Source organism: Bacteroidota bacterium, from assembly GCA_018831055.1.
Classification (GTDB): Bacteria; Bacteroidota; Bacteroidia; order Bacteroidales; family B18-G4; genus M55B132.
Genome location: JAHJRE010000141.1, coordinates 1 through 15,654, shown reverse-complemented (window position 1 = coordinate 15,654; position 15,654 = coordinate 1). Strand labels below are relative to the sequence as shown.

Here is a 15,654-nt window from a genome sequence, read left to right as displayed (position 1 = left end):
TTGCGTACAACTTCTTTTCTGATTGATTCTGAAAAAGTACGTTGTCTCCTTTGGTCAAATTGCTTTTTAAAAGATGATGTTGTTGCCATTTCTTAACTTTTTGATGGTCAAAAAGTGGTCAACATATTTCAGGCACTGACATCAAAACAATCCCCAATCGACAATCCAAAATAAATCGTTATTCGTTATTCTGTAATCTGTTAATCCTTCCTTCGCTTAGCTACGGCAGGCAGGCGTTAATCTTCACCAGCTTCTTTGTAACAACCCCATCACCTGCCTGAAGCCGGACCAAATAAACTCCTTCAGGCAACGCACTCACGTCTAACTCCATCTCATGCACGCCGGCCGGCATCACCTCATTCACCAATCGCCTGATCCACAATCCCGAGATCGTATACAAATCACAAACCGTTAACCGGTAATCGTTAGTCGTTAATCTCAGGCGCACCACGTTTGAGCACGGGTTTGGATAGACATTAATCCCACAGCCTGTAACCAGCAACTCTTCATCACCAACTGGCAGGGAGCCAAACTCATACGCACCCATGTCGATAATTGCTTCGCCATTGCCATCACCATCCCAAACACGCTGGTTGCCGATAAGGTCCCATTCCGGAATGTTGCCAGTCAAAACAGGGTTCCCGGCATCAATGCACGGAGAGCCTTCCGATAAGGCAAAGGGGTGATCACCTGTTCCATCGAACAACGGATCTTCACTCAGGTAAATGCCTGTATGGGTGAAGCTGCCATTGCTGTTGGTATTGACCCACCCATTGATGTTCGACCAGGATGACATAAAATAATTCCAGCTGTTAAAACTTAGAAAAGATACAGCATAGCCATTATTGCCGGATATGATGGAATTTCTCATGACCGCTGCAGCCCCATTGCCCAGGTAAATCCCTCCAGCCCTTCCTCCTGTATTGTTTGTAACTGTGATATTTTCTGCAGTAAACTGGCCTCCATTGCGACAGGCAATACCCCCGCAGTACTGGGCATTATTATCCATAACAAGTACATTCTTTAAAAATGTGCCCTCACCATTCACATCAATACCTGCACCATCCACAGCTGTGTTGTTCCTGACAATTAAATTCTCAATTTCCGAATTGCCTGAACAGAAAAGGCCTGCCCCATAATGTTCATTCCCCCCGGTGATGGTCAGGTTTGAAATTTTGGTGCCTATATCGGAATCAATATGCATAACTCCCGACTGGTCTTCTGCATCCAGGATCACCCCGTGTGTATTTTCTCCACAGATACTGATATAATCTTTTATATAGACAGGCATTTTCTCGCCATTATATGATGGGCCATATATTCCTTCAAGCAATCTGATTGTATGCTGACTTGCTGTATCAGCCCGTATTATAAGTTCAGCAAACCTGATTGTTTTTAGAGGGTCTTCTGCTGTCAGCCCGCTGTTTTCATCATCCCCGCCTGGTGAAACATAGAGGTCGGTCTCGGCCTGCTCTTTTTTGGCATGGAGGATATCGAATTCAATATCACCTTCAGCATGGAATTTGCTTGGATGCAATACTGTAAACGTATCAACGACAACTAAACCATTTGTTTTGATGTCGTTGCCATAATTGGCTTCATTCAGGTAAATATTACACCTGTTCAGGCTATCATAAATTACATTGGTCCAATAATATGCATATATTCCGCCACCATAATAAGCCTTATTATATGAAACTGTTACGCCTTCCATCATGGCGCTGGAACTCTCAAGAAAGATCCCCCCACCGGTATAATCCGCTTTGTTGTTTGAAACCAAGACATTTTTAAGGTTAAGATCTGAATCAATTCCGTAAATTCCGCCTCCTCTTCCTCCCCATGAAGCAACCACTCCACTCATTGAATTATTAGTAATTTTAACATCTTCCATGTTAATGAATGAATCCCAGAAATAAATTCCGCCTCCCTTGTTATCGGTTATTGTAATATCCTCGAAATCAACATTTGAATTAAGGCACTTGACCGCATGGCCAAAGGGTTCTTCAAGGCCTCCGGTTATGGTAATCCCTCTTAAGTTGTTCAGCGATTCGTTTTCTATTATCATAACAACTGACGATCCCTCTGCATCAAGTATTACTCCTGATTCTGATTCACCTATGATGCTTAAATAATTGAGCATATTTATAGGAAAAGGTTCAGCATTTATTGAGGGGCTATATGTGCCGTTAAGCAGATATATGCTGTTTTGATGAAGGCTATCAAGCCTGAGTAACGAAAAAGCATACCTGATGGTTTTCAATGGCTCACCTGATGTTAATCCACTATTGGAGTTATCACCTGCGGGTGATACATAAAGATCAGCATCAACCTGATGAATTTTGCTGTTTTGTATGTTACAGGTAAAGTACTCATAGGGATAGAGATAAAATTTGGTAGGATACAGCACTGAGAATGTGTCTACCATCAGGTTTGTAAACGTACTTGCAAATATGTCTGCTCCAAGACCGCTGCTCGATTTGTTCAGGAAAACATTACAATAATTGATGCTGTCAAGGATCACATTGGCACCATAATCAATATATATTCCACCTCCATTATTGGCTGTATTATGAGCTATTGTTACACTTCTTAATGTAACTATTGAATTTGCACCGCAATAGATACCTCCTCCATTATCAGCGTTACCATGTACGATGTGGACATCAGAAAACTGCGGGTTCCTGCTGTCATCAATGTACATGACCCTGCTCTGATGATTACCGGAGATCACCACCGGCATATCTGTATGCCCTGTAATATTGATATCCTTGTGTATATCGAGTTGTTCCTGAAGCAATATCGTATCACCGGCATTCAGATTAAAATCAATGGTTCCATAGAAGTCGACCTGGTCAATAGCTTCACGCAGTGAACCGGGTCCATTGTCATTTGCATTGGTGACTGTTATGTTTTCATGTAATCCAACAGTAATCAAGTGATGGTCGCTTCTATCGTGGTTCAGATGTACTCCGTTGTCACCTATCATATAATCCAGATAAAATGTACCAGCCTGGTCATCAGTATGGATAACCGGGTATAACATGTAGGGTGTTCCATAGATGCAAGGCATAAGGGTTGTTCCCTCAGCTACCCACCAGTAATAGCCTATTGTCATTGGTGTTATGGAACTCATTGCCTGACTAAGGGAATCAGAATACACAAGCAAACCCATCACGCCATTATTAATATAAGTGATGCTGTCATTAACCGTCCAACCTACCGGCAACCGTATTCCGAAGGTCGGTATAAATGGAAGTCATCCTCCTCCTGGATTCATTACAACACTGACCTCTGCTTCAAATGAGCTGTTGATATCAGCAGAAAAGGGCTGGTTAACAAAATCAAAACGATAGCATGACATGAAAACCAGCAGGATAATCAACACTACGGGTATCTGTTTTTTAAAGAATGTTGTTTTTATTTTCATAAACCTACTTTTTAAAATGAAACCAAATAGTGCATAAATTTCCTATGAAACCTGAATTTTCCCTTGTGTTATTTGTTCAAAAGCTTGGAGTATTTGGTCAGGTTATACTATAAGCCAGGGGCGGGTGGGGGATTAACGGATTGTTAATTATTCCTGCCTTTTACCCCGCCCGGCGATTCCCCAAACTCCTCTTTGAAGACGCGGCTGAACCAGGCAGGATCATTAAATCCCGTCATATAAGCGATCTCTGAGACATTCATCCCGGTTGTTTTTAGCAGCTCTCTTGCTTTCTGCAACCTGACGGAACGGATGAAAACAGCAGTGGATTTTCCCGTCAGAGCCTTGAGCTTTCGATACAACTGTGATTCACTCATCCCTGCCAGGCGTGCAAGCTGCAAAGTCCCGAAACCGGAATTGTCAATGTTGTTTTCAATATTCATGATGGCTTTCCGGATAAAAAGGTCTTCCATGCTTTCTGCCGGCGCAGTTCCCTGCAGAAGGTCTTCTCTCCTGCTGAATTTTTCACGCAGGTTCTTCCTGAGTTCTATCATCTTTTTCATGAGGATCGACAACTCTTTCTTATCGAAAGGCTTCGACAGGTAGGCATCGGCGCCATGCATCAGTCCGGTAAGGCGGTCCTCCCTGGTTGCCTTGGCCGTGAGCAGGATGATGGGAATGTGGCTGGTGCGCTCATCCTGCTTCAGAAATGAACATACTTCAAATCCGTCTTTCTCCGGCATCATGACATCACTGATGATGATATCCGGGATGAGCTTTAAAGCTTTATCAATGCCTTCGCTCCCGTCTTTTGCATAATGGATTTTATAATCCCCTCCCAGGCAAAGCGCAATATAATTTGCAACGTCTTCATTGTCTTCAATGATCAGCGTAAGAGGATATTCCTCTTCCTCCATAGTACCTGGTTCCGGAACCTGGCCATTTGTTTGTTCCAGTGGCAATTTACTTATTTGTTTGTCAATTGATTGCTTATTAATCAGCTCCTCTTTGATCTTTAATGTTTGCCTGGGTGCCTTTTGTGTAATGGGTATTCTGACTGTGAATTCAGATCCTTTCCCTTCCTGGCTTTTAACAGCGACCGTGCCATTCATCAATTCCAGAAGTTCCTTCACCAGTGACAACCCGATGCCCGTCCCTTCATCCTTACGTGTTGCTGAACCATCAACCTGGTAAAAGCGGTTGAAAATATTCGGCAGCTCAGCTTCCGGAATGCCGATGCCGGTATCTGTAATTTTTAATACTAACGCTTCCTGGCTTGACTGACCTGAAGTATTCAGATGGCAAATCACTTTACCGCCCTTTCTTGTAAACTTTATCGCATTTGAGAGCAGGTTGGAAATGATGGTGAATAATTTATCCGGATCGTAATCCATGACCACTTTTTCTCTCTCGTTGTAAAAAACCAGTTTTATCCCCTTCGATTCAGCATAGGATTGATAAGACTCGGTAATATATTGCAAATAAGGAACGACGTCTGCCTGGATGGGGTTCAGCTCAAGCATGCCATTTTCAAGCTTGGATAGTTCGAGCATCTGGTTTACAAGGTGCAGGAGGCTATCCGCATTTCTTTTGATCATATCCAGGAATTTTTCCAGATAAGATTGCTCGTTCGGTCTGAGGCTTGACTTGATTTCTTCTGTCATTCCCGTTATGACCGTGAGGGGAGTACGAAATTCATGGGTGATATTTGTATAAAGCCGGCTTTTAATTTCATCCATCTCTTTTAAACGGCTGGCCTCGCGTTTAACCAACTGCCTGTTGAGCTGAAAGCGGTATAATCCGAAGAGAGAACCTGTGAACGCTAAAAAATACAACCCATACGCCCACCATGTTTTCCACCAGGGAGGATGAATGGTTATGCTCAAAGCAACTGGCTTTTCAGACCACAACCCATATCCGCTCTGTGCCTTGATCCGGAAATTATAATTCCCCGGGGCAAGATTTGAATAGGATGCAAAACGTCTTGGCGAAAGGATCCAGGTTCTGTCAACACCCTTCAGTTGGTGGTAAAAAACTGCCTCACTACCAGCGATGAGAGAAATGGCAGAGTATTCCAAGGTCAGGAAATTCTGCCTGTAAGTGAGGTCAACTTGATTTTTATAAAGGAGCGCCGTATCCGTTGCCAGTTCTTTTTCAAATATTTTAAACTGGGTAATATATGGAACCGGGGATTCCCTGTTGCCTACCATGCTGTCAGGATGGAAAAACCCAAGCCCCCTGCGGTATCCGATTACCATGCGCCCATCGCTAAGTTTTTCAAGGCTTCCAGGATAATATGATTGTCTGTTGGCAAATGTGTCAAACATGATCATGCCATCATGCTGGTTAAAAAGAGCAGTATGGCCGGTTGAAGGCTCAAACATTTCCAGACCTGCTTTGGTCAGCATCCATAATCTGCCATTATCATCAAACCGGATGTTATAAATATCCCTGGTCCGCAGTCCACTTTTGGCCTTTGAACTGGGCCAAACTCCTTTTTCAGGAAAATCAGGATCGATAAAACCAAGACCATTGTGAATATCTCCAGCCCATATAATATTGTCTTTACCCATTGTAAAACTGGATATAAGATAAAATCCTGTGTCATTATTTCCAGACATGAAAAAATTATGGGCCGAATCCTGTTTAATATCATAATAACCGTAACCTCCATATTGCCTGTTATACCAGATCCTGTTATCTTTATCCACAAGCAAGTGGAGGAAATCCGGCACATTACGTTCATCTTCAAAATCTTTTCTCCAGTTTCTTATATTCTCCAGTCTTACTGATTGTGTGTTAAAGCGCTGAATTCCATTGCTTAAACTGCTGGTCCATAATTTACCATTATGATCTTCAACCATTTCTTGCAACCACAGAAAGTTTTGATCATCGGTTAGGACAGGAATGATTCTTTTCCTGTTATCGGAAAGTTTATATAACCCATAGGGGCAAATAATCCAGATTGTTCCATCAGCAGACTGAAAAATTGAATTGACCGTGGCTTCTTTTAACGGACCAACCGGTAAATGTAAATAACTGAACTTATTTCCGGCGGGGTCGAAATAGTGCAAGCCATCGGCACCCTGTTCAGCCATAAAGATCAATCCTGACTTTGGATCTTCAAAAATGTCCCATGTAATGTATGTTTTTCTTTCATCTGAAGGTTTGAAGAAGAAATTGTCAAACTGCTGGCTTTGTTTGTCAAACTTATAAACACCATACCTTGACCCGCACCAGATCTCCTTTTTGTCATATATAAAACTTAGCCATAATGGAAAGTCTTTTCCTGCCGGGTTTTTATAGGATTTAGTGAAAACGATGGTATCTTTTTCCGTATCGTAAATAGTTAATGCCGTGACTGTTGAAAGCCAAATTTCATGATCAGATTTATATTTAATGGGAGGATTTGTTCCATCATAGGCGGTTTTTCGTTCGGGGTCACCACTGGGCCGGAAGTTTTCCAGGAATTTTTCTGTTTTAGTATCAAAGATGACCATCCCGCTAATCCAAGTGCCAAGGTATAATTTCCCGTTAGGGTGTGGCAAAACGCTGCGAAACACGTTTATATTATATTCTATATTCCTGGGAAGATACTCGTAGTAAAATAATGTAAATTTCTCTGTGAACTTATTGAACTTTATCAACCCGGACCTTGTCCCGATCCAAAATACAGAGTCATTTTTTAAGTCCTTGCTCAGAGCTAGCATGGTATTAACTTTAGTTGAGTCAATCAACCGATCGGTGTCATAATTCCCTTTATAATAAAAATTTCTGATGTTGCCGGAATTAGAATTTAACCATGCCAGCCCATTGTCTGTTGTTATCCAGAAAACACCCTCATCGTCTTTTATGAACGCTGAAATACGATTTCCCGGGGTAAACGGGCTGCCCTTTCCTGGGTGGTAATTGCTGAAAATGCCGGATACAGGGTCGTAAATACTAAACCCAAAGCTTGTCCCAATAAGGAGTTTTTTTTGACCATTGTCCCATAATAAGGCTTCATGCTCAATAAAATCATGTGCAAGAGAAGTACTATCTGAATCAACATGATTGAAAACGGTTGCAGTAATCCCATCCCATCGGCATAAACCATTATCCGTTCCGAACCACATAAAACCCTCGTCGTCCCTGGCTATTGCTGTGATATAATTGGAGGGCAGGCCATCGTCCATATCGATCACTGTAGGATTTTTAAACTCAGTTTGGGCAACTGAAAATTCTGATCCAGCGACTATAGTGATGAAAATGATTATAACTATTAATGAAGAAAGTCTCATTGTATACTTCCTCAACCTAAGTTAATTAAAGGTAAGGCATTTTCCCGGATTAATCAAGAAAAAAGTAGAAACTATTCCAGGATTGTAGCGGGAATCCCGATAGTGAATTGATTCGGGATAGGATTCCGGTTAATGGACGCCGCAAATGAAAGGTCATGCCAAACACTAAACGGGCAATCATTTATATTTTCTGATCTCCCCGCTCTTAAGCCGGCTCCAGTAGCTTTTCAGGTCGTGCTTTATTTCCGGCGCCAGGATGAGCAACCCGATGATATTGGGAAACGCCATGCACAGCACCATCATGTCGGAGAAGTCCATGACTGCGTAAAGGTTGGAGGAAGCTCCTATCACGATACAGGAAAGGAACATTAGCCGGTAGATGGTATCGGTGACCATCCTGGTGCCAAAAATTCTTTCACTGAAATTTCCGAATAGATAATCGAAACCTTTCTGGCCATAATATGACCATGAAATGAGCGTGGAAAATGCGAATAATGTTACGGCAATCAGAAGGAGGTATGGGAACCACGAAAATACAGAGGCAAAAGCGGCAGATGTTAGTTGAACGCCTTCAAGGCCGCTGGACCCATCGTGCAGTCCGGTAAAGATGATCACCAGTGCGGTCATTGTACAGATAACTACTGTATCCACAAATGGCTCCAACAGTGCTACGATGCCTTCGCTTACCGGCTCATTCGTTCGTGCCGCTGCATGAGCTATGGAAGCCGAACCTACTCCGGCTTCGTTGGAAAAGGCTCCGCGTTGAAAGCCGAAGATAAGTACGCCTACAAATCCTCCCTTCATGGCCTCAGGGGTAAATGCACCCCGAATGATCAGCATGAAGGCATCATCAGCATATCCAATATTCATGAAGATAATTACTAAGGCTGTTCCAACGTAAAGGATAGCCATAAAGGGAACAAGTCGTGATGTAACTCGGGCTATACTTTTTATTCCTCCGATAATAACCAGTCCTACTAATATTGCCAGTACAATCCCATACCAGAACCCATGGTGTGTTGTAGCAGGAAAAAACGAAGCAAATTGCTGGAAGGCCTGGTTGGATTGCAGCATGTTCCCCCCACCAAAGGAGCCTCCTATCACCAGGATGGCAAAGAGAGCGGCAAGGATGTAACCAGGAATAGCAAGTTTTCTTTTCTTTAACCCATCACGCAAATAATACATGGCGCCGCCGCTGACCCTTCCTCTGGTGTCAATTTTCCTGTATTTTACCCCAAGTGTACACTCTACAAATTTCGATGACATCCCTAAAAAACCTGCCATGATCATCCAGAGGGTGGCACCCGGCCCTCCTATAGAAACCGCCAGGGCAACACCGGCAATATTTCCCAATCCTACCGTTGCCGACAAAGCAGTGGTGAGTGCTTGAAAATGTGATACTTCTCCCCCGGAACCGGGCTTGTCGTAACGCCCCCGGATCAGATTAATGGCATGCCGGAAACCACGTATATTGATGAAACGCATGAAGATAGTGAAGAATAGCCCTCCGAAGATCAACCATACAACGATCAGTTTAAGAGGTGCCTCCACGGCTTTGCCATCTTTATCCTTTACTAATTGCCCTCCGGCATCATATACCTTCGGATCATAAAGCCCGGTGGCGGAAAAGGGATCCCAGAAAAGAACCTTTCCTAAAAGATTGACGAAAGGTGTAAAAACCCTGTCTATCTGCTGACTCAGGGATAATTCCTTAGGATGCAAAGGACTTTGAATGCTATCTGCATTTTCCTGGAAAGCATTGCTGGCTGAAACGGTAACACTCAGAAATATTGTGATGTATGCGACGAACAATACCCGGCGCATGGATTATCTGTTTTTAAGCTTTTTCATTTCGTTGAAGTAGTTACGGGTTTCACTCATAACTATTGGTGACAGGAGAACCATGGCTATCAGGTTTGGAATGGTCATGAAGGTGATCACCATATCTACGAAATGCCATACGATATCTACGCTCCAGATACATCCGAAGAATACAAATAATCCGTAAAGATAGTAGTAGGGTTTAATATATTTTTCTCCCAGGAGATAGTTGACCGCCCGGGTACCGTAATACGACCAGCTGATCACCGTGCTGAAGGCGAAAAGAAGCAGACCTATGGAAACAATATGAGGAGCAAGGTAACCCAGATTGATTTGACTGAGTCCTCTCGACATACCTTCTACTGTCATAGCGACCTCCTTAGCATCGGATTGCCAGGTGCCTGTCAGTATGATCACCAGTGCTGTCAGCGTACAAATAATGAGCGTATCCACCAGGGGTTCGAGGGATGCAACAAGTCCTTCCCTTGCCGGGTACTTGGTTTTAGCTGCTGCATGTGCAATAGGTGCCGAACCCTGGCCGGCTTCATTGGAAAACAACCCTCTGCGTACACCCCAAACCATTGTCATCAGAATGCTTGAACCAACAAAACCGCCTGCTGCCGCCGATCCTGTGAAAGCATCATGAAATATTATTGAAAAGGCCCCGGGAATATGTTCATACATCAGCCCGATGACCGTTACTGCGCTTATGAAATAAAGAATAGCCATGAAGGGAACAAGCTTGGAAGTTACTTCAGCTATCCTTTTTATACCTCCTACAATGACCAGAAGGACCAGACCGGTGATGATGGTTGCTGTAATGTATTTTGAAGTAAGGCTAAATCCAAAAAATTCTATATTTTCAGAAATATTGTAGCTCGAATGCAGAACATTGGTCATGGAATTCGACTGAGCCATATTCCCAGTCCCAAGACTGCATAATATCGTGGCAATAGCAAAGATCACAGCCATAATTTTGGCACCACGCCCCAGTTTTTTACGCAATCCCTGTTCCATATAATACATAGGCCCGCCGGATACCGTTCCGTCGGAGTTGAATATCCTGTATTTATGTGACAGAGTACATTCGGTATATTTCAGGATCATACCCAGGAAACCCGTAACCCACATCCAGAAAACCGATCCCGGACCACCTAAATAGATGGCAAGGGCTACTCCCACAATGTTGCCCGTTCCAACGGTAGCAGATAATGCCGTGGTCAATGCCTTGAAATGGTTCACATCACCTTTGTCTCCGGGAATATCATATTTCCCGGCAACTACACGTATGGAATGCCAGAGACTGGTGATATTCAGAAATTTTAAACGAATGATGAAATAAAGACCGGTAGGGATCAGAAAAAGCAAAACGGCATAGCCGCCAACATACTCATTGTAATCCTGAATTATGTTGTCTATAAATTCAAGAACAGGGTTCATATCGTCAGTTTAGTGTGGTGTCATCGTTGTATCGGTATTTGGTACTATCCTGGTTCAGGAAGGGCAGAAAGGTAAGGTCGTAATCGGTATTGTCCAGCGTGATGTTGCGCTTGTTCATAATCTGCCCGTGCTTGCTCCAACGGTTGGTAAGCACGATAAGAAATGGGTTAGGTTTTTTCATGATAGCAAATTTGGTAAAAATTTTAACACTTTCAAACCCCAGGGGATAAAAATGTTCATAATTTTATCGTCTCATACGATTTTTTCCAAATTAAGATACATGCCTGTACTGTTAAGTATATCATTGGATTTTGATTTCATGCCCTTGTTATGGGTGATGTTGGTAGCGTGGCTGGTACCCGCCGGTTTATCTGCATTGCGGTGGCAGCGCATCCCTGCGGTGATCATTGAGATTATCGCAGGATTTGTGATTGGTAGATTGTTTTTTCAGGGTTTTTCCCAGGAAAGCATGTTGATCCTTGATTATCTGGCATTTTGCGGATTACTTTTTCTGATGTTCCTGAGCGGGCTCGAGATTGATGTGGATATGCTGAAGTTTTCCCTGCGATCTGTTGCTGCAGGCAGTAGTTCTGTTTTTCAAAACCCTTTTATTCTTGGAACCGGATATTACTTCCTTTCCCTGGCTTTTGCCTATGGAGGGTCCGTTGTGTTGGACGAATGGATTGAAATAGGCAATCCATGGTATTTTTCGCTTATCATAACTACAACTTCATTGGGTGTCATACTTCCGGTATTGAAAAATCGCGGAGAGATACAATCCCGATTTGGTCAGCAGATGATCACTACGGCTGCAATATCCGATATTCTTGGCATTCTTTTATTTACAATAACAGCTTTTATACTGAAAAATGGCTGGAAAACAGATATCTTCCTTGTGTTTCTGCTTTTTTTGCTTTTCTGGGTGTTCTATATCGCAGGTAAAAAACTAAAGCTGTTCCTATTCAGCCGTATCACATTTCAGCTTGCCCACGCTGCAACACAGATCAGTGTGCGTGGGACTATGGTTCTGATCCTGGTTTTTGTGGTTGCTGCACAATTCCTGGGTAATGAAGCCATGCTGCTCGGTGCCTTTCTGAGCGGCCTTCTTCTCTCGGTTTTCCTTCATAAGGAAAGGTCTTTGCTGATGATCAAACTTGATGGAATGGGATATGGTTTTTTTATTCCCCTTTTCTTTATCATGGTGGGTGTGAAGTTCGACCCGGAACCCCTTATCGGGCTGACCTGGGTTATGATCCTTGCAATATTCTTGTTGCTGTTTATCGTCTTTGCTGCTAAAATCATTTCATCAGCGATTTGGATAAGAATGTATCGCTTCAGACGATCGCTTGCCGGTGGATTTCTGATGACATCCATGCTTAGCCTTCTCATTGCCGGTGCATCCATCGGGCTTGAACTGGGTATCATCAGCAATACGCTTAACTCCATCCTGATCTTTATGGCTGTAATTACCTGCCTTTTCTCTCCTTTAATGTATAATTTAATTTATCCGGCAAATCCGCTTACCGGAGAAAAAACCGTTATCGTTGGCGGTAGCAGCACAGGAATTCTCCTTGCCCGTCGAATGAAATTGCATAATCGTAGCTATGTGATCATTGAAAACGATGAAAAAAGGCTGATGGATATCCAGAGAAAGGGCTTTGTCGTAATAAACGGAAATGGATTGGACGCAGATGTATACCTGAGAATTGGCCTCAAAGAACAGGATTTTGTGGTGGTGGAAACCGGAAATGACCATCTTAATGTTGAAATATGCAAACTCCTGAGACGTGATCTTCAGCATGAAAGGATCATATCTAAGTCAGGCGACTCTGAAGTGGAACATCTGCTACGATCCCTTGACGTTAAGATTCTCGACGCTACCCGTGTATTGGCCCTGACTATTGAAAACCTGATCCTCAGGCCGGGAAGTTACCAGACTTTGATAGAGTCGTTCGAAAACTATCATATTCAGGATATTTCTGTTACAAATCCCGCGGTCGACGGAATTCAGGTTAAGGATATCCCCTTTCATCTTGATTGTACCCTTGTAATGATCAATCGTGAAAAGGAAAAGTTTATCCCTCATGGTAATTCCTATCTGAAAACCGGAGATATTATTTCAGTTTTTGGTACCGGAGCTTCATTAGAGGATACAAGGCGAAAACTGGGAAGTCAGGCTTAATCTGATGAATGAAGTATTTCTTTCATTTGCCTGATTTGATCCGATGTTCCCAATACAAAAATTTTGGAGCCGGGAATTACCTTCGTGTCGGGTGATGGATTAAGTATGTATTCCCCTGCCGGTGTTTTGTAACCAAGTATATTGGCTCCCGATTTTTTACGGATCCCGATTTCATATATTGTCATGTTTTTTAAGTGATCCGGGAGGTCATCGCAAACAATCTCTTCGAGGTTTGTGGGTGAATCACCATGATACGACAAGCGCTCCAGAAATTCCACAATATCCGGTCGCATCACAAGGATTGCCATATGAGATCCTCCTACTTTCTCCGGTAAAACAACATTGTCAACACCGGCCATACGCAACTTTTTTTCCGATTTCTCATCGCTAGCCCTGCTGATGATCTTTAGCCCGGGATTTAAAGTACGTGCTGTTAATACTACGTACAAATTGTCAGCATCCAAAGGAAGAGTTGTGATTAGTGCCCTGGCTTGCCGGATATTAGCTTTAAGCAGAGTCTCATCCTGGGTGGCATCTCCATCCACAAAAACCAATCCGTTGTTCTGTGTCTGAGCAGCGACAGTCTGGTTGTTTTCTATTACGACAAAAGCCTGCCTGTGAGCCATGAGTTCCCTGGCTGCCATTTGACCGTTGCGGCCATATCCGCAAATTATTACATGTTGATGCATTTTGCTAACTGAAATTTTATTTTTTAACCTTCCCGTAAATAGATAATGCAATTTGCCTTCCACCAGATGGGATGTAAGTATGGAAATGGCATATGCATACGTGCCGAAACTTGATAATATCAGGAACATGGTAAATACCTTTCCCTCTATACTAAGTTTATGGATTTCGCCAAAACCTACGGTGGAAATGGTGATGATAGTCATGTATAAGGCATCCAGGAAAGTATCGCCTTCTATGATGATATAACCGGATATGCCAATCAGAATAATAACCAGCAATATGATTATTGCCAGCCTGATTTTATGTTTTCCTCCAGATGATTCCAATTACCGGTTTTTTTAGCCAAAGGTAAGCATTATCCCGGATAATATGTCAACCAATCAATACTTTGCCAATCATGCAGTCGAGGCATTTTTTCTGATCGCAGTATTTCTTTTTTAAATGAAGCAGTCCCTGCGTTTGATAAGCATTCCCGGCAATAACCCCCAAGCCTTGAAATTTCTTAATAATGTAATTGCTCTCAGCCGGTATTTCTTTCAGGATATCCATGGCGTTCTGCAAGCAGTTCTCAACATTGTAAAGCTTGCTATGTATAATTTTTAAAGGAATAATAACATTGAGAATCAGAGAGTTTATTGCTCCGGTACCCAGGTTTTTACTGCATTTCTTTGAAGCTTGCCCAAATATATAGTGATCCTCCCAATATTTGGATGTATTCACCTCCAATGCAGTATAAAGCTCCCGGAATGAAGATCCTTTGATCATGGTGGGTAAATGTTCACCGTAATTATGTATCAGCATGGCAAATTGGGCTATTCTTACGGTTGGGAAGTTTCTGGGTCGCAGGCGGAGAAAATACCAGAGTTTGCCGTCAATAGGTTTCAGGATGTATTCTTGTTTGAGTTTTTCGTATTCTTTTTTCAGGATTGCTGGGTATTCGCCGGAACAGGATTGGTTTAACAATCCGGATTGGCCGAAAAGCATGGCTTCCAGCGATAAAAGATCCTTATGGTGCCGGATGAGCAGTTTGGGATGAACTGACTTAGCGAGCATTTCAAAAGGCAGATTGTTTACATGGAATCCAAAACCCGTTGCAAGGGTCAGATAAACCGTTTGTAACCAATCATAATTATTCATAACGAAAAGTTTATGAACCCTTTCCGACTTCTCGTGCAATCGTTCAGGGACGAGCTGTGAAAGCCATTTCTGCAGGATATTACTATCCACTGATCCGATAAGGTTGGCACAAGGTATCCACCAACGGCTTCGCAGAAATTCCTGGTATCGTGATAGCATTTTTTCATCCACCTTACCTTTTACTTCAAGAACGGGAACGGGTTCTCCAGGCAGGGTGTATACGTCGCGGTCGTGTTCATATACCAGATGCAGAATGATGTTGTTGTACCTTTCATCATTCTGATGTCCATGCCGGTACCAGTCTGATGACAAAATATGTATCTCCACATTGCCGGCCCAAAGGGTAGAGCCTATCCTCACCCTTGCATTGAAAAAATCAGGACCCGAATCACGGTTGCATTGCCCGGGATCATAAATCCTGACAGGCTCTCCATTGTATGTTTCCAATGGCTCCATAATCAACCTGTTTTTCCATACGTACGATAAAAAATCTTCCGTCATATCCGATGGTTTTTTATCATTAGTTCCCAAAGCCCCGGAATATACCCACCCTATCCTGAAAAATTTTAGAATAAAATAAACCCCACCCCCCCAGCCCCCCAGCCCCCAGCCCCCTGCAACTTGCAACCTGCAACTTGCAACTTGTCCCCAGCCCCCAGCCCCCAGCCTCCAGCCCCCTG

8 protein-coding genes and 1 pseudogene are annotated in these 15,654 nt (G+C 43.0%); 1 reads left to right on the top strand and 8 read right to left on the bottom strand.

Features of this window, described 5'->3' with window-relative positions; genetic code table 11:
• Positions 1 to 220: 220 nt before the first annotated feature.
• From KKA81_09205 to KKA81_09180, 6 genes are all read right to left on the bottom strand, one after another.
• Positions 221 to 3,172: a T9SS type A sorting domain-containing protein gene (locus KKA81_09205; protein ID MBU2651098.1), complete on the bottom strand. Its 2,952-nt coding sequence runs from the start codon at positions 3,170 to 3,172 to the stop codon at positions 221 to 223.
• Positions 3,173 to 3,256: 84 nt separating this feature from the next.
• Complete coding sequence (locus KKA81_09200) at positions 3,257 to 3,427, bottom strand: hypothetical protein (protein MBU2651097.1); 171 nt, start codon at positions 3,425 to 3,427, stop codon at positions 3,257 to 3,259.
• 143 nt (positions 3,428 to 3,570) lie between these two features.
• On the bottom strand, positions 3,571 to 7,608 hold the full coding sequence (locus tag KKA81_09195; GenBank protein MBU2651096.1) for a helix-turn-helix domain-containing protein: 4,038 nt from the start codon (positions 7,606 to 7,608) through the stop codon (positions 3,571 to 3,573).
• Between the two features lie 273 nt (positions 7,609 to 7,881).
• A complete protein-coding gene (locus KKA81_09190) occupies positions 7,882 to 9,528 on the bottom strand; it encodes an alanine:cation symporter family protein (protein ID MBU2651095.1) in 1,647 nt (548 codons plus the stop codon).
• A gap of 3 nt (positions 9,529 to 9,531) precedes the next feature.
• Positions 9,532 to 10,965: a sodium:alanine symporter family protein gene (locus KKA81_09185; protein ID MBU2651094.1), complete on the bottom strand. Its 1,434-nt coding sequence runs from the start codon at positions 10,963 to 10,965 to the stop codon at positions 9,532 to 9,534.
• A 4-nt stretch (positions 10,966 to 10,969) separates the two neighbouring features.
• Entirely contained in the window at positions 10,970 to 11,146 is a 177-nt protein-coding gene (locus KKA81_09180) for a hypothetical protein (GenBank protein MBU2651093.1), read from the bottom strand.
• A gap of 99 nt (positions 11,147 to 11,245) precedes the next feature.
• Between KKA81_09180 and KKA81_09175 the strand changes: the two genes are divergently transcribed.
• Complete coding sequence (locus KKA81_09175; protein MBU2651092.1) at positions 11,246 to 13,147, top strand: monovalent cation:proton antiporter family protein; 1,902 nt, start codon at positions 11,246 to 11,248, stop codon at positions 13,145 to 13,147.
• Here the strand turns inward: KKA81_09175 and KKA81_09170 are convergent.
• Both KKA81_09170 and KKA81_09165 read right to left on the bottom strand, forming a co-directional pair.
• Positions 13,144 to 14,127, bottom strand: a pseudogene (locus KKA81_09170) (potassium channel protein). The gene KKA81_09175 and the pseudogene KKA81_09170 sit on opposite strands and share 4 nt — an antisense overlap.
• Positions 14,128 to 14,209: 82 nt before the next feature.
• A partial coding sequence (locus KKA81_09165) for a DUF2851 family protein (protein ID MBU2651091.1) occupies positions 14,210 to 15,654 on the bottom strand: 1,445 nt, incomplete at its 5' end.